This window comes from Rhizobium sp. CIAT894, from assembly GCF_000172795.2.
Classification (GTDB): domain Bacteria; phylum Pseudomonadota; class Alphaproteobacteria; order Rhizobiales; family Rhizobiaceae; genus Rhizobium.
This window is the reverse complement of sequence record NZ_CP020947.1, coordinates 3,209,119-3,232,204: the sequence shown is the minus strand read 5'-3', so window position 1 is coordinate 3,232,204 and position 23,086 is coordinate 3,209,119. Positions and strand designations below refer to the sequence as shown.

21 protein-coding genes and 1 pseudogene are annotated in these 23,086 nt (G+C 61.4%); 13 read left to right on the top strand and 9 right to left on the bottom strand.

Features of this window, described 5'->3' with window-relative positions:
• Positions 1-24: 24 nt before the first annotated feature.
• Positions 25-1,332, bottom strand: a complete 1,308-nt coding sequence (gene guaD / locus RHEC894_RS16040; RefSeq protein ID WP_085738011.1) for a guanine deaminase — start codon at positions 1,330-1,332, stop codon at positions 25-27.
• On the bottom strand, positions 1,329-2,567 hold the full coding sequence (locus RHEC894_RS16035) for a urate hydroxylase PuuD (RefSeq protein ID WP_085738010.1): 1,239 nt from the start codon (positions 2,565-2,567) through the stop codon (positions 1,329-1,331). The genes guaD and RHEC894_RS16035 overlap by 4 nt, the downstream gene beginning before the upstream one ends.
• A 288-nt stretch (positions 2,568-2,855) precedes the next feature.
• On the opposite strand from RHEC894_RS16035, the gene RHEC894_RS16030 reads away from it, so the two are divergent.
• On the top strand, positions 2,856-3,188 hold the full coding sequence (locus RHEC894_RS16030; protein WP_085738009.1) for a hypothetical protein: 333 nt from the start codon (positions 2,856-2,858) through the stop codon (positions 3,186-3,188).
• 51 nt (positions 3,189-3,239) lie between these two features.
• On the opposite strand, the gene RHEC894_RS16025 is transcribed toward RHEC894_RS16030, so the two are convergent.
• The gene (locus tag RHEC894_RS16025) at positions 3,240-4,136 is read right to left on the bottom strand and encodes a LysR substrate-binding domain-containing protein (protein ID WP_010069447.1); all 897 of its coding nucleotides are present in this window, start codon (positions 4,134-4,136) and stop codon (positions 3,240-3,242) included.
• A gap of 101 nt (positions 4,137-4,237) precedes the next feature.
• Between RHEC894_RS16025 and RHEC894_RS16020 the strand changes: the two genes are divergently transcribed.
• Positions 4,238-4,441: a hypothetical protein gene (locus tag RHEC894_RS16020; RefSeq protein ID WP_010069448.1), complete on the top strand. Its 204-nt coding sequence runs from the start codon at positions 4,238-4,240 to the stop codon at positions 4,439-4,441.
• Here RHEC894_RS16020 and xdhC read toward each other — a convergent pair.
• The 5 genes and pseudogenes from xdhC to RHEC894_RS15990 all read right to left on the bottom strand — a co-directional run bounded on the left by xdhC (position 4,417) and on the right by RHEC894_RS15990 (position 10,718).
• The gene (gene xdhC / locus RHEC894_RS16015; protein ID WP_085738008.1) at positions 4,417-5,232 is read right to left on the bottom strand and encodes a xanthine dehydrogenase accessory protein XdhC; all 816 of its coding nucleotides are present in this window, start codon (positions 5,230-5,232) and stop codon (positions 4,417-4,419) included. The two genes, RHEC894_RS16020 and xdhC, sit on opposite strands and share 25 nt — an antisense overlap.
• Before the next feature lie 250 nt (positions 5,233-5,482).
• Positions 5,483-5,902 (bottom strand): annotated as a pseudogene (locus RHEC894_RS16005) (DUF559 domain-containing protein); the annotation flags it as partial.
• A gap of 23 nt (positions 5,903-5,925) precedes the next feature.
• Positions 5,926-8,265, bottom strand: coding sequence for a xanthine dehydrogenase molybdopterin binding subunit (gene xdhB / locus RHEC894_RS16000; RefSeq protein WP_085738005.1), 2,340 nt, complete (start codon positions 8,263-8,265; stop codon positions 5,926-5,928).
• A 181-nt stretch (positions 8,266-8,446) separates the two neighbouring features.
• Complete coding sequence (gene xdhA, locus RHEC894_RS15995) at positions 8,447-9,913, bottom strand: xanthine dehydrogenase small subunit (protein WP_085738004.1); 1,467 nt, start codon at positions 9,911-9,913, stop codon at positions 8,447-8,449.
• Between the two features lie 28 nt (positions 9,914-9,941).
• Positions 9,942-10,718 (bottom strand): 3-hydroxybutyrate dehydrogenase, encoded by a 777-nt coding sequence (locus RHEC894_RS15990; RefSeq protein ID WP_008530592.1) that lies wholly within the window; start codon positions 10,716-10,718, stop codon positions 9,942-9,944.
• A 157-nt stretch (positions 10,719-10,875) separates the two neighbouring features.
• Between RHEC894_RS15990 and glpK the strand changes: the two genes are divergently transcribed.
• From glpK to sbmA, 9 genes are all read left to right on the top strand, one after another.
• The gene (gene glpK / locus RHEC894_RS15985; protein WP_085738003.1) at positions 10,876-12,369 is read left to right on the top strand and encodes a glycerol kinase GlpK; all 1,494 of its coding nucleotides are present in this window, start codon (positions 10,876-10,878) and stop codon (positions 12,367-12,369) included.
• A gap of 260 nt (positions 12,370-12,629) precedes the next feature.
• Positions 12,630-13,004, top strand: coding sequence for a YciI family protein (locus RHEC894_RS15980; RefSeq protein ID WP_010067050.1), 375 nt, complete (start codon positions 12,630-12,632; stop codon positions 13,002-13,004).
• Positions 13,001-14,260 (top strand): RNA polymerase sigma factor, encoded by a 1,260-nt coding sequence (locus RHEC894_RS15975; RefSeq protein ID WP_085738002.1) that lies wholly within the window; start codon positions 13,001-13,003, stop codon positions 14,258-14,260. Before RHEC894_RS15980 ends, RHEC894_RS15975 begins: the two co-directional genes overlap by 4 nt.
• 89 nt (positions 14,261-14,349) lie before the next feature.
• Positions 14,350-14,817, top strand: a complete 468-nt coding sequence (locus RHEC894_RS15970; RefSeq protein ID WP_010068734.1) for an SRPBCC family protein — start codon at positions 14,350-14,352, stop codon at positions 14,815-14,817.
• Positions 14,818-15,004: 187 nt separating this feature from the next.
• On the top strand, positions 15,005-15,295 hold the full coding sequence (locus RHEC894_RS15965) for a GIY-YIG nuclease family protein (RefSeq protein WP_010068735.1): 291 nt from the start codon (positions 15,005-15,007) through the stop codon (positions 15,293-15,295).
• Positions 15,296-15,652: 357 nt separating this feature from the next.
• A complete protein-coding gene (locus RHEC894_RS15960; protein WP_085738001.1) occupies positions 15,653-16,714 on the top strand; it encodes an LLM class flavin-dependent oxidoreductase in 1,062 nt (353 codons plus the stop codon).
• 41 nt (positions 16,715-16,755) lie between these two features.
• The gene (map, locus tag RHEC894_RS15955; protein ID WP_085738000.1) at positions 16,756-17,514 is read left to right on the top strand and encodes a type I methionyl aminopeptidase; all 759 of its coding nucleotides are present in this window, start codon (positions 16,756-16,758) and stop codon (positions 17,512-17,514) included.
• Between the two features lie 133 nt (positions 17,515-17,647).
• Positions 17,648-18,832, top strand: a complete 1,185-nt coding sequence (locus RHEC894_RS15950; protein WP_085737999.1) for a YbfB/YjiJ family MFS transporter — start codon at positions 17,648-17,650, stop codon at positions 18,830-18,832.
• 125 nt (positions 18,833-18,957) lie between these two features.
• Positions 18,958-20,223: a peptide antibiotic transporter SbmA gene (gene sbmA, locus RHEC894_RS15945; protein ID WP_085737998.1), complete on the top strand. Its 1,266-nt coding sequence runs from the start codon at positions 18,958-18,960 to the stop codon at positions 20,221-20,223.
• 268 nt (positions 20,224-20,491) lie between these two features.
• On the opposite strand, the gene RHEC894_RS15940 is transcribed toward sbmA, so the two are convergent.
• Positions 20,492-21,481: a polysaccharide deacetylase gene (locus tag RHEC894_RS15940; RefSeq protein ID WP_085737997.1), complete on the bottom strand. Its 990-nt coding sequence runs from the start codon at positions 21,479-21,481 to the stop codon at positions 20,492-20,494.
• A gap of 121 nt (positions 21,482-21,602) precedes the next feature.
• Between RHEC894_RS15940 and RHEC894_RS15935 the strand changes: the two genes are divergently transcribed.
• On the top strand, positions 21,603-22,181 hold the full coding sequence (locus RHEC894_RS15935; RefSeq protein ID WP_085737996.1) for an NnrU family protein: 579 nt from the start codon (positions 21,603-21,605) through the stop codon (positions 22,179-22,181).
• Positions 22,182-22,392: 211 nt separating this feature from the next.
• Complete coding sequence (locus RHEC894_RS15930; protein ID WP_085737995.1) at positions 22,393-23,076, top strand: tetratricopeptide repeat protein; 684 nt, start codon at positions 22,393-22,395, stop codon at positions 23,074-23,076.
• Positions 23,077-23,086 lie beyond the last annotated feature (10 nt).

Here is a 23,086-nt window from a genome sequence, read left to right as displayed (position 1 = left end):
GATCGGCAGATTTTTGCAAGTTCGCTAAAGGTTCTTTTTCAAGGCTAGCCCCGCCACATAGGTCTCGACGACCGCCCTGTCGTCGCCCATCGTCTGCAGCAGGAAAAGTTCCTCGGGCAGCGTCTTCACCGCTTCCATCTTCAACGCCATGGCCGGGGTCGCCGCCGCGTCGAGGACGACGAGATCGGCTTCGGTGCCGGGGTCCAGCGTGCCGATCCGGTCGGCGAGCGACAGCGCCTCGGCGTTGCCGCGCGTCATCAGGTAATAGCTTTCCAACGGGTTCAGCCGTTCGCCGAGCAGCTGCTGGATCTTGTAGGCCTCGTCCATCGTCCTCAGCATCGAATAGCTGGAGCCGCCGCCGATATCTGTGGCGACACCGATGCGGACCGGCTTTTCGCGGCGCGCCAATGCCTTCAACGGAAACAGGCCGGAGCCGAGGAAGAGGTTCGAGGTTGGGCAGTGGACGGCGACGGAACCCGTCTCGCTCATGGCATCGGCTTCACGCTCGGACAGGTGGATGGCATGGCCGAAGAGGCTTTTCGGCCCGAGCAGACCGTAACGGGCATAGATGTCGGTATAGTCGATCACATCCGGATAGAGTTCGCAGGTGAATTTGATCTCGTCGTGATTTTCCGAAAGATGCGTTTGGATGTGCAGGTCGGGAAATTCTCGGGCGAGCGCTGCAGTCGCTTCCATCTGCGCCGGGGTCGAGGTGATGGCGAAGCGCGGGGTGATGGCGACATGGTTGCGGCCCTTGCCGTGCCAGTCGGCTATCACCTGGCGGGTCTCGTCGTAACCCATCTCGGGCGTGTCGAGCAGACCCTGCGGGGCGTTGCGGTCCATCATCACCTTGCCGCCGACCATGCGCATGTTGCGCTTCATCGCCTCGGCGAAGAAGGCGTCGGCCGAGGTCTTGTGCACGGAGCAATAGGCGACCGCTGTCGTCGTGCCGTGGCGGATCAGTTCGTCGTAGAAATGGGTGGCGATCCTTTCAGCATGCGCGCTTTCGACGAAACGGCATTCCTCGGGAAAAGTATAGGTGTTCAGCCATTCGAGCAGATTGGCGGCATAGGAGGCGATCACCTGCATCTGCGGAAAATGCAGATGCATGTCGATGAAGCCAGGCATGATCAGATGTGGGCGATGGTCGATCTCGGCCGTGCCTTCGGCGGCTTTCGCCTTGACGTTGGCATAGGAGCCGACTGCTACGATCAGCCCGTCCTCGATCAGCAGGCCGCCGTCTTCCTCGTAGAGATAACTCTGGCTGTCGGCGAGGCTCAGCGGCGCGCGATGAAAAGAGAGGAGGCGGCCGCGGAGAAGTGTCGTCGTCATTGTTTCTTGCCTTCGACTGCGCTTTCGAACCAGGCGACGAGCAGCCTGCGTTCGTCCGGCGTGATATCGGTCACGTTGCCCGGCGGCATGGCATGGCTGCGGCCTGCCTGTATATAGATTTCTCGGGCATGGGCGGCGATTTCCGCGTCGTTTTCGAGCATCACGCCCTTCGGCGGCCGCACGATACCCTCATAGGCGGGCTCGGCCGCGTGGCACATGGAACAGCGCGTGGAGACCAGCTGCTTGACGGCGGGAAAATGCGGATCGCCGGCAAATTGCTGGAAGGCTGGCGCGACAGCCGCCGCATCGGTCTCGCCGGTGAGTTGCTTCGGCACGGTCGAAAGCCACATGATCAGGATGAAGAGGATGACGGTGACGATCCAGGTCCAGGTCGGCCGGCCTTTCCTTGCATGGGTGGTGTTGAACCAATGGCGGATGGTGACGCCCATCAGGAAGACGAGCGCGGCGATCACCCAGTTGAACGCCGTGCCGAAGGCCAGCGGATAGTGGTTCGACAGCATGAAGAAGATGACGGGCAGTGTCAGGTAGTTGTTGTGCAGTGAGCGCTGCTTGGCGATCTGCCCGTATTTGGGATCGGGCGTGCGGCCGGCGATCAGATCGGCAACGACGATCTTCTGGTTGGGGATGATGATCATGAAGACGTTGGCCGACATGATCGTCGCGGTGAAGGCGCCGAGATGCAGGAAGGCGGCGCGGCCGGTGAAAAGCTGCGTATAGCCCCAGGCCATGAAGACGAGCACGACGTAGAGCACCGCCATCAGGCCCCAGGTGTTGCGCCCGAGCGGCGATTTGCACAGCAGGTCGTAGACGATCCAGCCAAAGGCCAGCGATGCCAGCGAGATCAGGATGGCGACGGGCGGGCTGATATCGAGCACATGCCGGTCGATGAGGAAGAGGTCGGCGCCGCCGTAATAGACGATGCAGAGCATCAGAAAACCTGAAATCCAGGTGAAATAGCTCTCGTATTTGAACCAGGTCAGGTGTTCCGGCATCTGAGCCGGCGCCACCAGATATTTCTGGATATGATAGAAGCCGCCGCCATGGACCTGCCATTCCTCGCCATAGGCGCCGGGCGGCAGATGCGGGCGTTTGACCAGTCCGAGATCGAGCGCGATGAAATAGAAGGACGATCCGATCCAGGCGATCGCGGTAACGACATGGAACCAGCGCGCCGCGAAGGCGAGCCATTCACATGCTATGGCATATTCATACATCGAGTTCCCCTTGTCTTCCTCCGACTCGTGACATTGCGGAAATTCTTGCGGGGAGGGAAGAGGAGATTGAGTTTGGTCAAAGCTGTCGATCGTGGCCGGACCGCCGATCTGTTGTTGCGTGCCTAAAAGCTGCCGAGAAGGCTGTGCATTATCCCCGACTTATACTCGATCTGCTAATTCAGCGGATCTTGAAACTACGATGCCTCGATTACAGTTATGTTGCAGGCCGCCGGAATAAATAAGAACAATTAGATCGTCGGCGGCGCATTCATCGACGGAGAAGATGCCATGCGCAGTATTCTGACGTGTGTGATGATTGCGTATGCGTCGCTGGCCACGGCTCACGACGCACCCACGGGGTGGAGTTACGACCCCTATTGTTGCAATGGCGACAGTCATAATGGCGATTGCCAGATGATCCCTTCGAAAAGCGTGGCGGTGACGCCGGGTGGATATCGTGTAACCTTGCTGCCGGGCGACCACCGGCTGGTCACGCATGCCCATGTTTTCCTGCTGCCGATGACGAAGGCGATGCAATCGGGCGACAACGACTATCATCTCTGTCTGTTCCCGAACGAGGATACGCCGCGCTGTTTTTATGCGCCGGAGATGGGATATTGATGTCTGAGCACGGAAGGCCCGGTATGCGAGCCGGGCCTGATGCGCGTGGCTTTAATGCCCGGCCGCCTTCATCTCTTCGAGGATCCAGTTGCGGAAGGCCTTGATCTTCGGCACGTTACGGCGATTGTCAGGATAGACGAGCCAATAGGCCTTGCCGTCGCTGCGGGTCAGCTCAAAGGGCTGATAGAGCCGGCCGAGTGCGATCTCGCCCGCATAGAAAGCCGGGTTGAGGATGGCGACGCCGTGGCCGGCCATCGCCGCATCGGCTTCCACAGCCTGGGAGCCGAGCTGGTTGCGCGGGCGCCGGTCGAGATCCGTTTCCGTGACTCCGGCTGCCTCGAACCATTGTTTCCACCAGATGTCGCCGGCATCGAAGAGATCGAACTTCAGGAGATCGCGTGGCTCTTTGATGCCGCCTGCCGATTCCGCCAGCTTCGGGCTCAGCATCGGCGTGAATTCCAGGCCCATCAGCCGGTGCAGCACCAGCCCAGGCCAGTTACCGTCACCCCAGCGGATGCCGACGTCGATCTGTTCGCGGGTAAAATCGATGATGTCTGCGGTTGCCTGGAAGCGCACCGCAATCGCCGGATGCTTCAGGTGGAAAGAGCCGAGCCGCGGCGCCAGCCATTTCGAGGCGAAGGTGTGGGTCGAGCTGATCGCGAGCGTACCTTCGACACTGTCGCGCGCCGTCGCCATCGCGTCATGCAGCATGGCGAAGGCTTCAGTCACCTTCGGCGCCAGCCGTTCGCCGGTCTCCGTCAGAACGATCTGGCGGGGGCGACGTAGGAAGAGCGGCTCGCCGACATTCTCCTCCAAGAGCTTGATCTGGTAGCTGACCGCCGTCTGCGTCATGCCGAGTTCGCCACCCGCCTTGGTGAAACTGCCGAGCCGGGCGGCGGCTTCGAAGACGCGCAACGCATTCAGCGGGAATTGTTTCGACAGTTTCATGGATAAGTTCTCTTGATGCAGGCAGACGGTCGTTCGATTGGAATTGCAGCATTTTTAGCGGCAGACTGCAACTCATACCATCAAACGAATGAGGTGATGTCATGGATTGCCATGTTGCCGAAGAGAGCCGATTGCCACGGAGCGGCGGCGTTTTTTCGCGTCTTGCCGCCCGGCTGGCTGGCACTATCAACCGTTTCTGCCGTCTGCCCCGGCTCGATCTCAATGCCATGCCGGATCGCGTCAAACGCGACCTCGGTTTTCTCGACGGACGCGATCCCTATTACGAGGACGAGCGCATGCGGTAGGCGGAAAGCGCCGTCAGGATCTCGGCGGCGGTCATGGCGGCGATCACTTCGGGGCGCTTGTCCCTAACCGTCGAGCCGCCGATCGGCAGCGTCAGCCGCTCTATCCAGCCGCGCTCGCCGCCGCCTTCACGAGAAAGCCAGCTTGAGAAGGTGGCGCGCTTGGTCGCCGAACCAATCATGCCGGTATAGGCAAGATCGGTTCTCTCAAGCGCTTCGCGGGCGATGAGGAAATCCAGCGCGTGGTCATGGGTCAGGATGACGACCGCGCCGCCGGCCGGAATCTCCTTCACCAGCGCTTCGGGCATCGGCACGAGCCGGGTCTTGGTTCCATCCGGCAGATTGGCGAGTTCTTCCTTGCGAGTTTCGACGACTGTTACCGAAAGCGGCAGCGGCGCGAGAGCTGCCGCCAGTGCCCGGCCGACATGACCGGCGCCGCAGAGATAGACCTCCGGCAGGCTGTCGATCTCGCCGGCAAGCCTCGCTTCGAGTTCGTCTTTCAACGCCTGCGTCAGCCGGCGAAACCGCAACTGCGTGCGCCCGCCACAGCACTGGCCGATCTCCGGGCCGAGCGGGATGTCCATGGCGGCGGTTCCGCCGACTCCCGCCAGCATCTCCCGCGCATTCGCGATCGCCATGAACTCGAACTGCCCGCCGCCGATCGTGCCCCAGAGGGCGGTTGGCGAGACGAGCATATAGGCGCCGGCCTCGCGCGGGGTGGAGCCTTGCGTGCCGGTGATGTCGACGAGGATGCTGTCGGGGTGGGCGGCGAGGAAGGTGGGGAGGTCGGTCATGGGAGTTGGAGCTTGCGGTCGTTGGAGTATGCCGCGAAGACCCCCTCATCCGACCCTTCGGGCCACCTTCTCCCCGCTGGGGAGAAGAGGGAGAATGCCGCGCTCTCGTTGATCCCATCTGCGCTTTTACATGTGGTTCCCGCAGGTTCAGCGATTTGTTTGAACGATGCCCGAACATCTTGCTCCCTCTTCTCCCCAGCGGGGAGAAGGTGGCCCGAAGGGTCGGATGAGGGGGCTTGGTTCAAGCGCATTACGTTCTCAAATTCTCCGTACGAACGATCGCAGGATAGAAGCGAAGGATATCATCGCGCTGGAATATTCGCCTTTCAAGTGCGGCAAGGATCGTCTCAAGGACTGCTCTTCGCTCCTGGGTTATTTCATGATTCCAAAATCGGAGGATTGAATATCCAGCCTGGTTTAGCCACAAGGTCCGAGCCATGTCAGACATATTGTCGGCGTGATGCAATCCGTCGATCTCGACAACCAACCGTTCTTCCCGGCATAGAAAATCGACGATATAGACCCCGAGGGGAACCTGTCGTGCAAACTTGTATCCGTTCAACTGCCGATTTCGCAGATCACTCCAAAGTCGATATTCTTCCTCGGTTTCGGTTTGCCGCAGTTTGCGGGCCTGTGCGGTCTTACCGGGCCGTCTCTTTCTAATGTCTTCGAGATCAGACATCCGAGGATCGCCTACACCCGCTTCATCCGCTCCACCGCCATCAGCACCCGCTCCGGCGTCGCCGGCGCGTCGAGCCTCGGGCAGACCTTGTAATCCGCCACGCTCGCCACCGCCATCGACAGGGCTTCCAGCACCGAGATCGCCAACATGAACGGCGGTTCGCCGACGGCCTTGGAGCGGCCGATGGTGGCCTCCGCGTTCTCCGACCATTCGGCGAGGCGGACGTTGAAGATTTTCGGGCGGTCGGAGGCGAGGGGGATCTTGTAGGTCGATGGTGCATGAGTGCGCAGCCGCCCTTTGTCGTCCCACCAGAGCTCCTCCGTCGTCAGCCAGCCCATGCCCTGCACGAAGGCGCCCTCGACCTGGCCGAGGTCGATCGCCGGGTTCAGCGAGCGGCCGACATCGTGGAGGATGTCGGTGCGGTCGATCAGATATTCGCCGGTCAGCGTGTCGATCGAGACTTCGGTGCAGGCGGCGCCATAGGCGAAATAATAGAAGGGCGTGCCGCGACCGGCCTTGCGGTCCCAGTGGATCTTCGGCGTCTTGTAGAAGCCGGCGGCGGAAAGCTGGACGCGGGCGAAATAGGCCTGCTTGATGAAATCGGGGAAGGGGATCTCGATCTCGCCGACGCGCACGCGGTTCGGCAAGAAGACGACGTCGGCGGGCCCGACATCCCATTTCTCGGCGGCAAAGGCCGTGAGCCGTTCCTTGATCTGGCGGGCGGCGTCGAAGGCCGCCATGCCGTTCAGGTCCGAGCCGGAGGAGGCGGCGGTGGCCGAGGTGTTCGGCACCTTGGCGGTTGTCGTCGCGGTGATCTTCACTCTAGAGATATCGACCTGGAAACTGTCCGCGAGCACCTGCGTGACCTTGGTGTAGAGGCCCTGGCCCATTTCCGTGCCGCCATGGTTCAGATGGATCGAGCCGTCCTGATAGATGTGGACGAGGGCGCCGGCCTGGTTGAAGGCGGTCATGGTGAAGGAGATGCCGAATTTGACCGGCGTCAGGGCGATGCCCTTTCTGATATAGCGACTGTCGCGGTTGAAGCCGATGATGGCGTTGCGCCGTGCCCGGTATTCGGCCGTTTCCTCCAGTTCCTCGACCACACGGGCGATGATATTGTCCTCGATCTCCTGATGATATGGCGTCAGCGTGCGCCCGGAACCCGCCTGGCCGTAGAAGTTCAGCTTGCGGATATCGAGCGGATCCTTGCCGAGGGCATAGGCAATCTCCTCGATGACGCGCTCGGCGCCGAGCATGCCCTGCGGTCCGCCGAAGCCGCGAAAGGCGGTGTTGGAGACGGTGTGCGTCTTCAATGGTTTCGAAACCAGATTCACATGCGGGTAGAAATAGCTGGAATCGGCATGGAAGAGGGCACGGTCGGTCACGGGTCCAGAGAGATCCGAGGAGAAACCGCAACGCGCGGCGTAAGTCGCGTCGAACGCGTGGATGCGACCTTCGGCATCGAAACCCACCTCATAATCGACAAGGAAATCATGGCGCTTGCCGGTAGCGCTCATATCCTCGTCGCGGTCGGGGCGGAATTTGATGGCGCGGCCGAGCTTCTTGGCGGCGATCGCCGCAAGTGCTGCGAACTGATTGCCCTGCGTCTCCTTGCCGCCGAAGCCGCCGCCCATGCGGCGCACGTTGACGGTCACCGCGTTGGAGGGGATATCGAGCACATGGCCGACGATGTGCTGGATCTCGCTCGGATGCTGCGTCGAGGACCAGACGGTGACCTCGTCGTCCTCGCCCGGGATCGCCACGGCGATATGGCCTTCGAGGTAGAAATGCTCCTGTCCGCCGATGCGCATCTGGCCTTTCAACCGCTTGGGTGCATTCGGCATTTCCGTTTCCGGATCGCCGCGATGGAGCGTCATCGGGGTGATGACGAGAGGGCTGCCGTTGGCGAGCGCGCCGTCGATATCGCTCCAGTGCGGGAGGTCGCGATAGTCGATCCTGGCGAGCCGCGCCGCGCGACGGGCGACATCGCGCGTTTCGGCGATGACGGCAAAGATCGGCTGGCCGTGGAACTGAACCAGAGTTTCGGCGAGCAGCGGCTCGTCATGGCTGCCGTTGGAACTGGTGTCGTTGACGCCGGGGATGTCCTTGCCGGTGAAGACCCAGACCACGCCGGGATAGGCTGCGACCGCGGAAAGATCGATGCTTATGATTTCCGCATGGGCGCGCTCGGAAAGGCCGAGGGCGCCGTGCAGCAGGCCCGCGGGTTCGGGGATGTCGTCGATGTAGTCGGCGGTTCCGGTGACGTGTTTATGCGCGGAATCATGGCGCGGCGAGCCGTGCATCGGTCCTGAGATGACAACTTTGGGGTCTTCGAAGGTGGACTTGTCCATTAGATGGCTCCTTCGAGAGGAGATGTTGTGGTGTGTGGCCCCCTCATCCGCCCTTCGGGCACCTTCTCCCCGAGGGGAGAAGGGGGAAAGGCGACGGCGCGGCACTCCCTTCTCCCCAGCGGGGAGAAGGTGGCGGCAGCCGGATGAGGGGGGTGGTTTGCGCAAACATGAACCGTCTTCATCACGCCACCTCCTCGAACCGCTTCAACTCCGCCGGCGCGCCCACAGTCTCAAGATAGAACCGCGTCAGCAGGTTCTTCGCCGTCAGCTGGCGGTACTCCGCCGTGGCGCGCCAGTCGGTGAGCGGCTGGAAATCGGCGTCGAAGGCGGGGCGGGCGGCTTCGACGGTGGCTTCCGTCCAAGGTTTGCCGAGCAATTCGGCTTCCACCGTGCGAGCGCGTTTCGGCGTTGCCGCCATGCCGCCGAAGGCGATGCGGATGTCGGTGACCATCTCGGCATCGTCGAGCGTCAATAGGAATGCGCCGAGCACGGCGGTAATGTCCTCGTCGCGGCGCTTGGTGATCTTGTAGGCGGCAAAGCGGCTGGTTGCCCCGGGGTAGGGCACGAAGACGCTTTCGACGAATTCGCCGGGCCTGCGATCCTGCTTGCCATAGGCGATGAAAAAGTCTTCGAGCGGCATGCGGCGTCGGCCTTCCACGGAACGCAGCGTCAGCGTCGCGCCGAGGGCGATCAGCGGCGGCGGGCTGTCGCCGATCGGCGAGCCGTTGGCGATGTTGCCGCCGATCGTGCCCATATTGCGCACCTGTTCGCCGCCGATGCGGTCGATCAGCCGGCCAAGCGCCGGGATCTTTTTCGAGATCGCGGCAAATGCGCTGGTATAGCTGACGCCGGCACCGATAGTGATGCCATCCTCGCTCTCGGTGATCGACTGCAATTCGCTCAGGTGATTGATGAAGACGACAGGGCTCAGCCGCCGCATCTGCTTCGTGACCCAGAGGCCGACATCGGTCGAGCCGGCGACCACGACTGCGTCAGGCTCCTGCGAGAGGATTTCGGCCAGCGCCTGGAGCGATGCCGGCACGATCAGCCGGTCTTCGTCCTTGCCAATCCGGATGGTGCCGCTCGCCTGCATGGCCCAGAGCCGCGCGATGATTTCCGAGCGCGTCCGCTCCAGCGGGTCGAAGAGCGCGCTCGGCCGCATCTGGCTCACCTGCTCGGCTGCCTTGACGATGGGCTCGTAGCCCGTGCAGCGACAGAGATTGCCTTGCAGGGCCTTTTCGATCTCGCGGCGGGTCGGTTTCTCCTTCGTCAGCCACAACCCGTAGAGCGACATGACGAAGCCGGGCGTGCAGAAGCCGCATTGCGAGCCATGGCAATCGACCAGCGCCTGCTGCACCGGATGCAGGGCGCCGTCCCTGCCGGCGAGATGCTCGACCGTCACCACATGGGTGGCGTGCAGCGAGCCGATGAAACGGATGCAGGCATTGACGGATTCATAGGTGAGCTTGCCGTCGGCGAGCCGGCCGACGAGCACGGTGCAGGCGCCGCAATCGCCTTCCGCGCATCCTTCCTTGGTGCCCGTCAGCCGCCGATTCAACCGCAGGAAATCGAGAAGCGTCTCGGTCGGCCTGACATCGGAGAGGGCGATGTCCTCGCCATTCAGGATGAAGCGGATGCTGTCGTTCATGATATTCCCGGTTGTTTTTTCCAAATGGTTAAGCCGCCGTCCAGCCACCGTCAATCGAGATATGCGTTCCCGTCACCTGGCGGGCAGCGTCGCTCGCGAGATAGAGCGAGAGCGCGCCGATCTCCTCGGCCTTGACGAATTCCCGGGTCGGCTGCGCCTTGAGGATGACCTCGCTCTTCACCTGCTCCTCGGTCATGCCGCGGGCCTTGGCGGTATCGGGTATCTGCTTTTCCACAAGCGGCGTCAGCACATAGCCGGGGCAGATGGCATTCACGGTGACGCCAAACTCGGCAAGCTCCAACGCTGCCGTCTTCGTCAAGCCTAATATACCATGTTTTGCCGCCACATAGGCGGATTTGAACGGAGAGGCGACGAGCCCGTGCGCCGAGGCGATGTTGATGATGCGGCCGTGCTTCCTTTCCTTCATCAACGGGATCGCGGCGCGCATGGTGTGAAAGGAACTGGAGAGATTGATCGCGATGATCTGATCCCATTTCTCGATCGGGAAATCCTCGATCTTTTCGACATGCTGGATGCCGGCATTGTTCACGAGGACATCGACGGTGCCGAAAGTTTTCGCCGTCGTTTCGATCAGGTCGGCAATTTCGGCGGGCTTGGTCATGTCGGCCGGATGATAGATTGCCCGTCCCTTCGACAATGATTCAAGCCGTGCGACGATCGTCTTGATGTCTTCAGCATTTCCGAAGCCGTTGATGACGACATTGTCGCCCGTTTCGGCAAAGGCCGTGGCGATCGCAAGGCCGATGCCGCTGGTGGAGCCGGTGACGACGACTGATCTGCTCATGCTGTTTTCTCCTGACATCACGATGCTGCGTTGCAACGTTACGGGCGAGGTTATGCCCAAAGCCGGCAGGCTGGCAATTCCGCTTTATTCGCTTTTCTCGCCCGCATCCGTGTCCTATTGATTTGTCACGATAATCAACGTGCTTGGGAGGGACTTCATGAGCGGATATGTTCTGGCGATCGATCAGGGAACGACATCGACTCGGGCGATCGTTTTCGATGGCGACATGCAGGTCGCCGGCAAGGGCCAGAAGGAATTTACCCAGCTCTATCCGCGCTCCGGCTGGGTCGAGCACGATCCCGAGGAGATCTGGGATTCTGTCGTTTCCACCGTGCACATGGCGCTGCGCGAAGCCAAGGTGACGGCGAAGGATATTGCCGCGCTTGGCATTACCAACCAGCGCGAGACCGTGGTCGTCTGGGAGCGCGAGACGGGTCGGCCGATCCAGAACGCCATCGTCTGGCAGGACCGGCGCACGGCAAGCTATTGCGACAATCTCAAGCGGCAGGATCTGGAGCGGGTTTTCACCAAGAAGACCGGCCTCATCCTCGATCCCTATTTCTCGGGAACCAAGCTCTCCTGGATGCTCGCCAATGTGAAGGGGGCGCGAGCACGCGCAGCCAGAGGCGATCTCTGCTTCGGCACGATCGACACATTCCTGATCTGGCGGCTGACCGGCGGCAAGAGCTTCGTCACCGATGCCACCAACGCCTCGCGCACGCTGATGTACAACATCGCCGAAAACGCATGGGACGAGGATCTGCTCGACATCCTGAGGGTGCCGGCCGCCATGCTGCCGGAGGTCAAGGATTGCGCCGCAGATTTCGGCACGGTCGACCCTGATATTTTCGGCGCTGCCATCCCGATCCTCGGGGTTGCCGGCGACCAGCAGGCGGCGACCATCGGCCAGGCATGTTTTGCTCCGGGCATGCTGAAATCGACCTACGGCACCGGTTGTTTTGCGCTGCTCAATACCGGCGCCGACATGGTGCGCTCGAAAAACCGGCTGCTGACCACCATCGCCTACCGCCTGAACGGCGAGACCACCTATGCGCTCGAGGGGTCGATCTTCATCGCCGGCGCTGCCGTGCAATGGCTGCGGGACGGGCTCGGCGTCATCGGCAGCGCTGCCGAAACCAATGCGCTGGCCGAGAGGGCCGATCCGACGCAGGAAGTCTATCTCGTGCCCGCTTTTACCGGCCTCGGCGCGCCGCACTGGGATGCCAAGGCGCGCGGCGCGATCTTCGGGCTGACGCGCAACAGCGGCCCGGCGGAGCTCTCCCGTGCTGCGCTTGAAGCTGTCTGCTACCAGACCCGCGATTTGCTCGACGCCATGCAGAAGGATTGGAAGAATGGCGCTGAGGATACGGTGCTGCGCGTCGACGGCGGCATGGTCGCCTCCGACTGGACGATGCAACGGCTTGCCGACCTGCTCGACGCCCCGGTCGACCGCCCGGTGATCCTGGAGACGACGGCGTTGGGGGCTGCCTGGCTCGCTGGCAGCCGGGCAGGGGTCTGGCCGGACAGGGAGGGTTTCTCGGCAACGTGGAAACGAGACCGGCGTTTCGAGCCCGACATGGACGAAAAGGTGCGGGCGGCAAAGCTCAAGGGCTGGAAGAATGCGGTCAGGCGCACGTTGAGCGACGGGTGACGAAAGGACAGGGATTTCTATCAGCTCAACCAGTTCTCGACATCGCGGGGCGCCGTATACCGCTGCAACAACGAAGATGCCGTAATGCATGTGTTCGTATAGCGCCGTTCAATGAGAATCCGTGCTGTCGGGCTGTGGTGGTGGCACCATCATTCTTGCTGACAGCAGCAAGATGGCGCCTCCGCTTCATCTATAATTTTTTAATGCGGCCTGTCGGGTAAGCGGTTACTCCTTCGTCATTCGGAAAGAGGAGTGACCCGATGCTTTATGCAATCCTTTGTTACGCCCATGAGGAAACCGTCTTCGCCTGGAGCAAGGAGGAGGAAGCTGCGGTCATGGAAAAGCTTTACGCGGTGCAGGAGCCGCTGGCGAAGTCCGGCAAGCTCGGCCCCGTCGGCCGGCTGATGCCGACGACGGCTGCGACGACAGTGCGTAAGGGTAAGGACGAGGCTCTGGTGATCGATGGGCCTTTCGCGGAAACGAAAGAGGCGCTTCTCGGCTTTTATGTGGTCGACTTTGAAACGCTCGACGAGGCGGTCGCCTTCTCGAAACAGCTTTCTTCAGTCAATCCGGGTTCCACCTCTTACGAAATTCGGCCGTTCTACGTCTTCAGGCCGGGAGATGCTTCATCATGACAGACATTGCCTGGATCGACCTCGCGCTTGCCTCTGCCCGCCCTAAGGCGCTCGGCGCGCTGCTGCGCTATTTCCGCAATCTCGATACCGCGGAAGAGGCGTTCCAGGAGGCATGCCTGAGGGCAATCCGGACATGGCCGGAAAAGGGGCCGCCACGTGACCCGACGGCCTGGCTGATTTTCGTCGGCCGAAATAGCGGGATCGACGCGGCGCGCAAGCGGTCGAAACTCCAGGCTTTGCCGGATGAGGAGGTGATTTCCGATACCGAGGATGCCGAAAGCGATATCGCCGAGCGGCTGGACGATTCCCATTACCGCGACGATATCCTGCGGCTTCTCTTCATCTGCTGCCATCCCGATCTGCCCGCGACCCAGCAGATCGCGCTGGCGTTGCGTATCGTTTCCGGCCTCTCGGTGCCGCAGATCGCGCGTGCCTTCCTGGTGTCCGAAAGCGCCATGGAGCAGCGCATCACCCGGGCCAAGGCGCGAGTCGCCAAGGCGGGCGTGCCTTTCGAAACACCGAGCCCGGAGGAGAGGGCCGAACGTCTGTCGATCGTCAGCACGATGATCTATCTGATCTTCAACGAGGGCTACAGCCAGGCCGATCCTAAACATGAGGCGGCCGCCTTCAGTGATGAGGCGATCCGGCTGGCGCGGCTGATGCTGGGTATCTTTCCGTCCGAACCGGAACTGATGGGGCTGCTTGCGCTCATGCTTCTGCAGATCTCGCGCAGGCAGGCGCGCTTCAGCGCCGAAGACGAGATCGTGCTGCTTGAGGATCAGGATCGCGCGCTCTGGAACCAGCCCTTCATCAACGAGGCCGTGGCGCTGCTCGACAAGGCCCTGCGTCACCGCCGGCCCGGAACCTTTCAGCTCCAGGCGGCCATCGCCGCTGTTCATTCCCGGGCAAAACGCGCCGAGGATACCGACTGGGTGGAGATCGATCTGCTCTATCGCGCGCTGGAGCGTCTTCAGCCGTCACCTGTGATAACGCTCAATCGGGCGGTCGCCGTCTCCAAGCTCCAAGGTGCGCAGGATGCGCTCGACCTCATCGATCCGCTTGGCGAAAAACTCGACGGCTATTTCTACTATCATGGTCTGCGCGGCAATCTGTTGAAGCAGCTCGGCCGCAACAGCCATGCGCGCGAAGCCTTCGACCGCGCCATCGCGCTTGCCCATTCAGCGGCGGAAGCCGCCCATATCCGCCGGCAGATCGACAAGATGCAGGAAGAGACCGCGCAGCCGATGGCAAAATAATTCGGCGCGCTGTCGGAGTATCGAACGTCGACACGTCCTTGTAACAACCTGATACGAAACAGGTTTCATTCAAACGGAGAGATGTTGAAATGACCGCCAGCACGCAGCATGAACTTACCCTCGTTCGTGAATTCGACGCCTCGTGCGAGAAGATCTACAAGGCATGGACCGATCCCGACCTCTTGAAGCAGTGGTTCGTGCCGCGCCCCTGGAGTGTTGTGGAGGCGACGCTCGACGTCCGCCCCGGCGGCTCCAACGTCATCGTCATGGCCGATCCTGAGGGCAATCAGTACCCGAACCGAGGCGTCTATCTGGAGGTCATCGAGAACGAGAAGATCGTCTTCACCGATGCCTATAGTAGCGCCTGGGTGCCTGCCGAAAAACCCTTTTTTACGGGTATCATCCTGCTCGAGGACCTCGGCAACGACAGGACGAAATATACGGCCAAGGCGCTGCACTGGCGCGCCGAGGACAAGGAAGCTCATGAGAAGATGGGTTTCCATGAAGGATGGGGCAAGGCCGCCGACCAGTTGGCGGAATTGCTGGCGAAGATCTAATTGCGGCGGACCGGCGCGGCGAAGGCCGCGCCGTCTCGTGCTTCAAGTGCCGCGCGAGGCAGCTTGGAGGATGATTCCGCCGATGCCTCGAAGTCGTTGAATTCGGATTCGAATTGGTGGTCGGGTTCGTCGGTCTTGGGGGATTTTGCCCTATGCTTTTCACGCTACGCTGTGTCAATCTGTTCGCATGAAAGGGTACGTTTACATCCTCGCGTCCGGACGCAACGGCACGCTCTATACCGGTGTGACGCGAGATCTTGCCGGGCGACTATACGAGCACCAGAATGAACTGACGCCAGGCTTTACGTCGAAGTATGGAGTCAAGACGCTGGTCTGGTTCGAAGAGCATGACTTGCTGACGACCGCGATCACGCGGGAGAAGACGATCAAGAAGTGGCCACGGCAATGGAAGCTCAATTTGATCGAGCGGGAAAATCCTGAGTGGGAGGATATTTCGTTTCATCTGCTGGGGCTGTGAGGGGGCAGTCTTTCGTCGCGCGGACGCGCGACTGCTGGATTCCTGTGACAAGCACAGGAATGAGGGAGCAAGGGGTGCGCACCTCGCCACTCATATCCCTTATTGTTCCGGGCATTATCATTTATTGTTGAACACCACGAATGCCAAGAACTCCCTCATTCCTGTGCCTGTCACAGGAATCCAGCAGCGCCGTGTCTACGGCGCAAAGACTCTTAAAATCGCCCCTGATCTCTACCCAATCATACCTTGCAGGTTGCGCCCATCGACGTCAAAGGCATCCCGCCCGCTCCAGAGTTTGTATTTGCGTTCCCTCTTGCCGATCCTTATCTCCGGGCGGAATTCAATGGGATATCGACGATGGAACTCGGGCTTTATACCTTCGCGGACGTCAATCCCAATCCCTCCCGCAGCAAGGGAGCGGAAGGGGCCGAGCGGCTCAAGCATTTGATCGAGGAGATCGAGCTTGCCGATCAGGTGGGGCTCGATGTCTTCGGGCTCGGCGAACATCATCGGCCGGATTATGCGGCGTCGGCGCCCGCCGTCGCGTTGGCGGCCGCCGCCGTCAAGACGAAAAACATAAGGTTGACCAGCGCCGTCACCGTGCTGTCCTCCGATGACCCCGTGCGTGTCTTTCAGCAGTTTTCGACACTCGACCTGATTTCCAACGGCCGGGCCGAGATCATGGCGGGGCGCGGCTCGTTCATCGAGTCCTTCCCGCTGTTCGGCTATAACCTCGAAGATTACGACCAGCTTTTCGAGGAGAAGCTCGATCTGCTGCTGGCGTTGCGCGATAGTGAGGTCGTGGAGTGGAAGGGCGAGCTGCGCGCGCCGATCAACGGTCGCGGCGTCTATCCCAGGCCGCTACAGGATCCGTTGCCGCTCTGGATCGCCGTCGGCGGCACGCCGCAGTCGGTGGCGCGTGCCGGCGCGCTCGGCCTGCCGGTGGCGCTGGCGATCATCGGCGGCGAGCCGCGCCGTTTCGCGCCGCTCTTCGATCTCTATCGCGAGGCGGCGCGCCGGGCAGGGCAGGATCAGGCGAAGCTGAAGACCAGCATCAACGTCCACGGCTTCATCGCCGACACGGCGCAAGCGGCGGCCGACCAATTCTACGGACCGCAGGCCGAGGTGATGAACCGCATCGGCCGCGAGCGCGGCTGGGGGCCGACCAGCCGGGCGCATTTCGACATGTCGCGCGGACCGAACGGCGCGCTCTTCCTCGGCGATCCCGAGGTGGTGGCCGAAAAGATCATCGCCCATCACGCGCTGTTCAAGAACGACCGCTTCCTGCTGCAGATGGCGATCGGCCTGATGCCGCATGATCAGATCATGCGCGGCATCGAGCTCTACGGAACGAAAGTGGCGCCGCTCGTCAGAAAGGCGTTGACTGAAAAGGGCGAAGGGGTGAAAGCCTCAGCCTGAGGCGGCTTCGACCGCTCTGCAGCCAGGGGCGGAAGAGACGAATGGTTATCGCAAACGACGACGAACTGGTGAAGCTCAAGGAGATCGGCCGCATCTGCGCCAACGCCATCCAGGTGATGGCGGCGGCGATGGAGCCCGGCATGACGACGCTGGAACTCGACCAGATCGGCCGCAAGGTGCTCGAAGATGCAGGCGCACGCTCGGCGCCGGAGTTCTGCTATCAGTTTCCGGGCGCGACCTGCATCAGCATCAACGAGGAAATCGCCCACGGTATTCCCGGCCCGCGCGTCATCCGAGCGGGCGATCTCATCAACATCGACGTTTCGGCCGAGAAGGATGGTTTCTTCGCCGATACCGGCGCCTCCTTCGCCATACCGCCGGTCAAGCCGAAGATCGAACGGCTCTGCCGCGATGGCAAGCGGGCGCTCTGGGTCGGGCTCAACCAGGTGAAATCGGGCGAACCGCTGGCAAAGATCGGCACCGCCGTCGGCGCCTTTGCGCAGAAGAACCGCTATACGCTGGTCGCCAACCTCGCGAGCCACGGCGTCGGCCGCTCGCTGCACGAGGAGCCGGCCGAGCTTTCGACCTGGCCGGACCCTTCGGAAAAACGCATCATGACGGACGGCCTCGTCTTCACGGTCGAGCCCTTCCTATCGCTCGGCGCGACCTGGGCCGAAGGCGGCGACGATGCATGGACGCTTTATGCCGATCCGCAGGCGCCGACCGTGCAATATGAGCACACGGTGGTCGCGACGCGGAACGGGCCGGTGATTTTGACGCTGCCGGACATGCAGGCGTAGGGCTGAGGCCAGGTCGCGCCCTCTCGCGCCTTGGTCCCCTTCTCTTCCGCCTGAGCGCGGTCTTTCGCAGAATTGATCGATCGATCAGAAATACTCGTTTGCGGTGCAGCGATTGCGGCGCGATAAGCGCTGCATGCTTTCCCGTCTGCCGCACTCCCCGCCGAACCTCGTTGCCACCGCTGCTGCCGGCGCCATCGCCATGGCGGCGGCCATGGGGTTCGGGCGCTTCTCCTACACGCCGATCCTGCCCGGCATGATGAGCGGCGTGCCGCTTTCGGCGGGGGACGCCGGTTTCATCGCCTCGGCGAATTTCGTCGGTTACCTCGTCGGCGCCGTGCTTGCCGCCTATGGCTGGGCTGCGGGACGGGAAAGGCTGGTGGCATTGCTGGCGCTGCTTGCCACCGCGATCCTGCTTGCCGCCATGGCGGGCACCAACTCCGTCGCGGTCTTTGCCATCATCCGCTTCCTTGCCGGCCTCGCCAGCGCCTTTGCGATGGTGTTCACCTCGTCGATCGTGCTCAGCCACGGGGCTGCCGCCGGCAACGACCATGTGCAGGCGGCGCATTTCGGCGGGCCGGGGGCGGGGATTGCGCTTTCCTCGGTGATGGTGCTGCTGATCGGGCTGGTCTTCCACGGCGGGCCGGACGGCTGGCGCGCCGACTGGATTGGCGGAGCGCTCTATTGTGCGGCAAGCTTGGTCATTGTCTGGTGGCTCTTGCCCTTGGCGCCGGCGCAAACGGCGCGAACGGGCAAGGAACCGGCGCTTGTCTGGAGCCGGCCGATGGTGCTGGTGACGCTGTCCTACGGCCTGTTCGGCTTCGGTTACGTCATCACGGCGACCTTCCTCGTCACCATCGCGCGCCTGTCGGCAACGGGCGCTTTCGTCGAATTCCTCTGCTGGTTCATCGCCGGCCTGACCGCTTCTGTGGCGCTGTTTGCCTGGAAGCCGCTGGTGAGGCCGCTCGGGCTCGGCGGCGTCTATGTCGCCGCACTTCTGGTCGAGGCGGCCGGCGTGCTCGCGACCGTGATGCTGCCGCATTCCGCCGCACCGTTGATCGGCGGCGCGCTATTCGGGGCGACCTTCCTGGCGATCACCGCTTACGGCCTGCAGATCGGCCGCAAGCTTTCGCCGGAAAGCCCGCGGCGGATCCTGGCGATGATGACCGCCGCCTTCGGCCTCGGCCAGATCGTCGGGCCTGTTGTTGCCGGCTGGATCGCCGAACGCTCGGGCAGTTTCACCGTGCCGACGGTGATTGCTGCCGCCGCCCTTGTTGTCTGCGCAGCACTCGTGATGCCGGTCATCAGGAAAATCGCCTAACCGGTTACATCTGCGTAACAATCGGCCGAACCCATTGCTGCTTCCTTCGAACTGCCTTAGTTTCCGGCACAATCAGTGTTCCATGACACTCCCGAGACTCACAGTTCAGGAAAGCAAAGCCCCCCGTGTTTCATTCCTTTTTTCCCCAGCCGAAACCTTTCTTCATTTCGCTTGTCGTGTGGACGCTAATTTCAATATTTGGCTGGTATTTTTTCGCCGCCGGTCTCGGCGCGTCGCTTGGCTTTGTGCCGGTTGCCGAGGAACAGCAACCGATCGACCTTTCCTTTTTCCTGTTGCCTGAAAATGTCTGGTTTTACGGATATTTCCTGGCAAGCGCTTTGATCTTTTGCGGCTTTTGGCATGTGAAGGCGATGAGCCATCCTTGGAAAATATGGTCGATATGGGGATCGGCGCTGATCATCTTCGTGACCTATTTCAGTGTGCAGATCTCGGTCGTGATCAACAATTGGCGTCGGCCGTTTGGCGATCTGCTGCAGAATGCCCTGGCCAAGAAGCCCGGTATTTCTGTCGACAATTTCAACGACTTGTTTCTGGTTTTCGCGCAGATCGCCTTTCTCGCCATGTTCGTATCGATCATGACCGATTTCTTCACGAGCCATTATATCTTCCGCTGGCGGACGGCGATGAACAATTTCTACATGGCGAATTGGGAAAAGCTTCGCCATATCGAAGGCGCGTCCCAGCGCGTTCAGGAGGACACGATGCGCTTTTCCAGCACGCTGGAAGGTCTCGGCATCAATCTGATCAATTCAGTGATGACACTGGTCGTATTCCTGCCGATCATGATGGCGCTATCGCATTACGTGACCAGCCTGCCGGTGCTAGGCGAGGTACCGAACTCTCTCTTTTGGTTGGCTATCTTCTGGTCGGCATTCGGCACGATCCTGCTTGCTGTTGCCGGTATCAAATTGCCTGGGCTGAATTTCAAGAATCAGCGCGTGGAGGCAGCGTACCGCAAAGAGTTGGTCTATGGCGAAGATCACGCCGACCGCGCGCAGCCGCCAACGGTCCAGGAGCTGTTCTCAGGGGTACGTAGAAACTATTTCACGCTGTACTTCCATTATATGTACTTCAATGTTGCGCGCTCGTTTTATCTGCAAGCGGACAATCTTTTCGTCTATTTCTTTATGGCGCCGACCCTCGTCGCCGGGGCGATCACATATGGAATCTTCCAGCAGATCGCGACCGCTTTCGGCCAGGTGAGCAACTCGTTCCAGTATCTGGTCAACTCTTGGACAACGATCATTGAGCTGCTCTCCATCCACAAGCGCCTCAAAGCCTTCGAGGCAGCCATCGACGGCGAACCACTGCCTGCCATCGACCAGCACTATCTGGAGCGTGAAGCCGGCGTCGTACATGTCGACGGTTGATGGACAAGGCTCGCTGGATGAAGGGGGGTGCCGTGTGGCCCCATCATCCGCCTGCCGGCAGCGACCGGGGTCGAGCCACAGGTCTCGACCCGTCCTTCGGATCCCCGCTGGGGAGAAGAGACGCGTGGCAGCGCCTCGCGTTTATCCATCGCTTGAGAATATGTTCGCCGACTTCGCGATTCCCTCTTCTCCTCAGCGGGGAGAAGGTGCCCGTTAGGGCGGATGAGGGGGCCGCGCGGCACCACCTCTCGTTTTCAAAAGGTTTTCGTCAGAGCCCCGACGCCCGCTCCAGCTTGCCGCGCGCCTCGATCATCGGGATCGCTTCGGAATAGCTGACGCAGGCGACGTCCTCTCGGTGGCAGACGTCGCCGACCAGGCGGTCGAGGGCGCGCCAGTAGGCGCCGCCGTTCATCTCGACGAAGTGGAAGCCTAGCTGGAGGGGAATGCGGCTGCCGGCATATTGCTTGTCGAAAGCCTCTTTGAAGGCCGAATAGGCGCGCTGCTCGAAGGCGGCGCTGTCCGCCGTGTCTTCCTCGCCTTTGGAATGTCGCACGAAGAGATTGTAGTCCATGCCGATGATCGGTTTTTCGCCGGGGCCTTCGGGGATCAGCGGCAGGCCGAAGCGGATGATGCCGTCTTCCTCGACGGGCATGGCCGGGCCTTTGGTGACGAGGCTTGCATCGTAGCTGAAGCCCGCCATCTTTTCTGCGGAGATCATATCGGCGCCGGCCGTTGCAGAGAGGTAGGGAGCGCGAAAGCCCTTGATGCCGTGATCGACCAGATCCTGCCAGCCTGTCGGCTCGTCCAGGCCGACGCTCTTCCAGGCGTATTTCAGGGTGGCGTGAAAGGTTGCATATTCGGCCGACCAGTCGGCCTCGCTCCACTGGCGGCCGTCGAAATGGCCGCAGGCATGGCTCGATATGTCGTGGCCTTCGAGATGGGCGTGCCAGATATTGCCGAGGCGTTCGCGGATTTCGTCGTCGCTGTGGGCGAAGCCGACATTGGATTTTCCGCGCTTCTGATGCGGCGCCTGATAGGCCCTCTTCGCCGCCTCGTTCATCAGGAAAGTGCAGGAGAGGAAATAGGTGAAGTGGGCGCCATTCCTGGCAGCCATCTCGCGGCTCTTCAGCCAGAGCGCATTGTCGTGGGCGCCATCGAAGGAAATGATGACGAGCTGTTTCGGCCGGTCGGCCGCCTCTGCCATCACAGGAAGAAGGAACAAGGCAGCCAGACAAGTGGCGAGGAGAGGACGAGACATGGACACCGCGACAATTTGTTCGCGGTTTCCCTCCAATAGAATTGCGGCGAAGCTGCGGTCTTGCTGGCATTTTTTCCCGCCAAACGCTAAGCCATGACAAACGGCACGGAAGGGATCCGCAATGACATTGCTTATCGTCGGCATCGTACTTTTTCTCGGAGTGCATCTGGTGCGGGTGGTGGCTCCCGGCTTCCGCCGCTCGATGATTGCAAGCCTCGGCGAGAATGGCTGGCGGGCCGGTTATTCGGTGGCGAGCATCCTCACGCTGATCCTGTTGATCTACGGTTTCGGGCAAGCCCGGCAGGTCACCGGCATGCTCTACAATCCGCCGGTCTGGATGGCGCATATCACGATCACGCTGATGCTGATCGCGATGATCTGTCTCGTCGCCTCGCTGCTGCCGGCGGGGCACATCGCGACCAAGACGAAACATCCGATGGTGCTGTCGGTGAAGATCTGGGCGCTGGCGCATCTGCTCGCCAATGGCGAGACGTCGTCGGTGCTGCTGTTTGCGGCCTTCCTCGCCTGGGGCGTGATCCTGCGCATTTCGCTCAAACGGCGGCAGCGGGCGGGGGAGATCACGCTCCGGCCTTTTGTCTCAGCGAAATACGATCTCTATGCCGTCGTCATCGGCATCGTCGCCTGGGTGCTGATCATCTGGAAGCTGCACGAATGGTTGATCGGGGTTTCGCCGCTCTAAAGCGCGTCGCGGTTAACTTGATTCATGCGACGCGCTTTAGCTCTTTGTTTTTATGCATGTCGTTATCCGGGAACCGCTGCACACTTCCCGGCGACATGCATTGGATGTAACGAATCTTTCACATCCCCCTTACAACGGCGGCAAAATGGGGTAGAAGGCCCGACAATATGCATTATGCATAGTGTGAGTATTTCCGCGGCCGGAGACGAGAATGGCATTCAACGACGACAGCTTCATTCGTGAAGTCAATGAGGAATTGCGGTCCGACCAGATGAAGGGCGTCTGGCGCCGCTTCGGCCGTTATATCATCGTCGTCGCCATCCTGATCGTCGTCGGCACCGCCGGCAAGGTTCTCTATGAATATTGGGACGATAACCGCTCCTCCAGCGCCGGCGATCAGTTCCTGGCGGCGATGAAGCTTGCCGACGAGAACAAGAACGACGAGGCGCTGGCCGCGCTCGACAAGCTGGAGAAGGAAGGCCATGGCGCCTATCCGGTGCTGGCGCGCATGCGGGCCGCGACCGTCCAGGCGCAGAAGGGTGATGCGGCTGCGGCGATCGCCGCCTTCAACGAGATCGGCAAGGACAATGGCGTTCCCGCTGCCGTGCGCGATGCCGCCAAAATGCGCGCCGGCTGGCTGCTGATCGAGAACGGCTCTTACGAGCAGGTTTCGGCGGCGATCGAGGAAATGGCCGTGCCGGGCAACGCCTTCCGCCACTCGGCGCGCGAGGCGCTCGGCCTTGCCGCCTACAAGGCCGGCAACATGACGCAGGCGCGTCAATGGTTCCAGTCGATCGTCGACGATACCGACAGCCCGCGCAATGTCGGCAATCGCGCCCATATGATGCTTGATCTCATTACCGCATCCGGCAAGGCACCCGCCGCGCAGGGCTGAGTTTTAAGGA

What these genes read in the sequence shown, in the direction of transcription:
- guaD (WP_085738011.1), bottom strand. Translation starts at nt 1,332, where the DNA reads ATGACGACGACACTTCTCCGCGGCCGCCTCCTCTCTTTTCATCGCGCG.
- RHEC894_RS16035 (WP_085738010.1), bottom strand. Translation starts at nt 2,567, where the DNA reads ATGTATGAATATGCCATAGCATGTGAATGGCTCGCCTTCGCGGCGCGC.
- RHEC894_RS16030 (WP_085738009.1), top strand. Translation starts at nt 2,856, where the DNA reads ATGCGCAGTATTCTGACGTGTGTGATGATTGCGTATGCGTCGCTGGCC.
- RHEC894_RS16025 (WP_010069447.1), bottom strand. Translation starts at nt 4,136, where the DNA reads ATGAAACTGTCGAAACAATTCCCGCTGAATGCGTTGCGCGTCTTCGAA.
- RHEC894_RS16020 (WP_010069448.1), top strand. Translation starts at nt 4,238, where the DNA reads ATGGATTGCCATGTTGCCGAAGAGAGCCGATTGCCACGGAGCGGCGGC.
- xdhC (WP_085738008.1), bottom strand. Translation starts at nt 5,232, where the DNA reads ATGACCGACCTCCCCACCTTCCTCGCCGCCCACCCCGACAGCATCCTC.
- xdhB (WP_085738005.1), bottom strand. Translation starts at nt 8,265, where the DNA reads ATGGACAAGTCCACCTTCGAAGACCCCAAAGTTGTCATCTCAGGACCG.
- xdhA (WP_085738004.1), bottom strand. Translation starts at nt 9,913, where the DNA reads ATGAACGACAGCATCCGCTTCATCCTGAATGGCGAGGACATCGCCCTC.
- RHEC894_RS15990 (WP_008530592.1), bottom strand. Translation starts at nt 10,718, where the DNA reads ATGAGCAGATCAGTCGTCGTCACCGGCTCCACCAGCGGCATCGGCCTT.
- glpK (WP_085738003.1), top strand. Translation starts at nt 10,876, where the DNA reads ATGAGCGGATATGTTCTGGCGATCGATCAGGGAACGACATCGACTCGG.
- RHEC894_RS15980 (WP_010067050.1), top strand. Translation starts at nt 12,630, where the DNA reads ATGCTTTATGCAATCCTTTGTTACGCCCATGAGGAAACCGTCTTCGCC.
- RHEC894_RS15975 (WP_085738002.1), top strand. Translation starts at nt 13,001, where the DNA reads ATGACAGACATTGCCTGGATCGACCTCGCGCTTGCCTCTGCCCGCCCT.
- RHEC894_RS15970 (WP_010068734.1), top strand. Translation starts at nt 14,350, where the DNA reads ATGACCGCCAGCACGCAGCATGAACTTACCCTCGTTCGTGAATTCGAC.
- RHEC894_RS15965 (WP_010068735.1), top strand. Translation starts at nt 15,005, where the DNA reads ATGAAAGGGTACGTTTACATCCTCGCGTCCGGACGCAACGGCACGCTC.
- RHEC894_RS15960 (WP_085738001.1), top strand. Translation starts at nt 15,653, where the DNA reads ATGGAACTCGGGCTTTATACCTTCGCGGACGTCAATCCCAATCCCTCC.
- map (WP_085738000.1), top strand. Translation starts at nt 16,756, where the DNA reads ATGGTTATCGCAAACGACGACGAACTGGTGAAGCTCAAGGAGATCGGC.
- RHEC894_RS15950 (WP_085737999.1), top strand. Translation starts at nt 17,648, where the DNA reads ATGCTTTCCCGTCTGCCGCACTCCCCGCCGAACCTCGTTGCCACCGCT.
- RHEC894_RS15940 (WP_085737997.1), bottom strand. Translation starts at nt 21,481, where the DNA reads ATGTCTCGTCCTCTCCTCGCCACTTGTCTGGCTGCCTTGTTCCTTCTT.
- RHEC894_RS15935 (WP_085737996.1), top strand. Translation starts at nt 21,603, where the DNA reads ATGACATTGCTTATCGTCGGCATCGTACTTTTTCTCGGAGTGCATCTG.
- RHEC894_RS15930 (WP_085737995.1), top strand. Translation starts at nt 22,393, where the DNA reads ATGGCATTCAACGACGACAGCTTCATTCGTGAAGTCAATGAGGAATTG.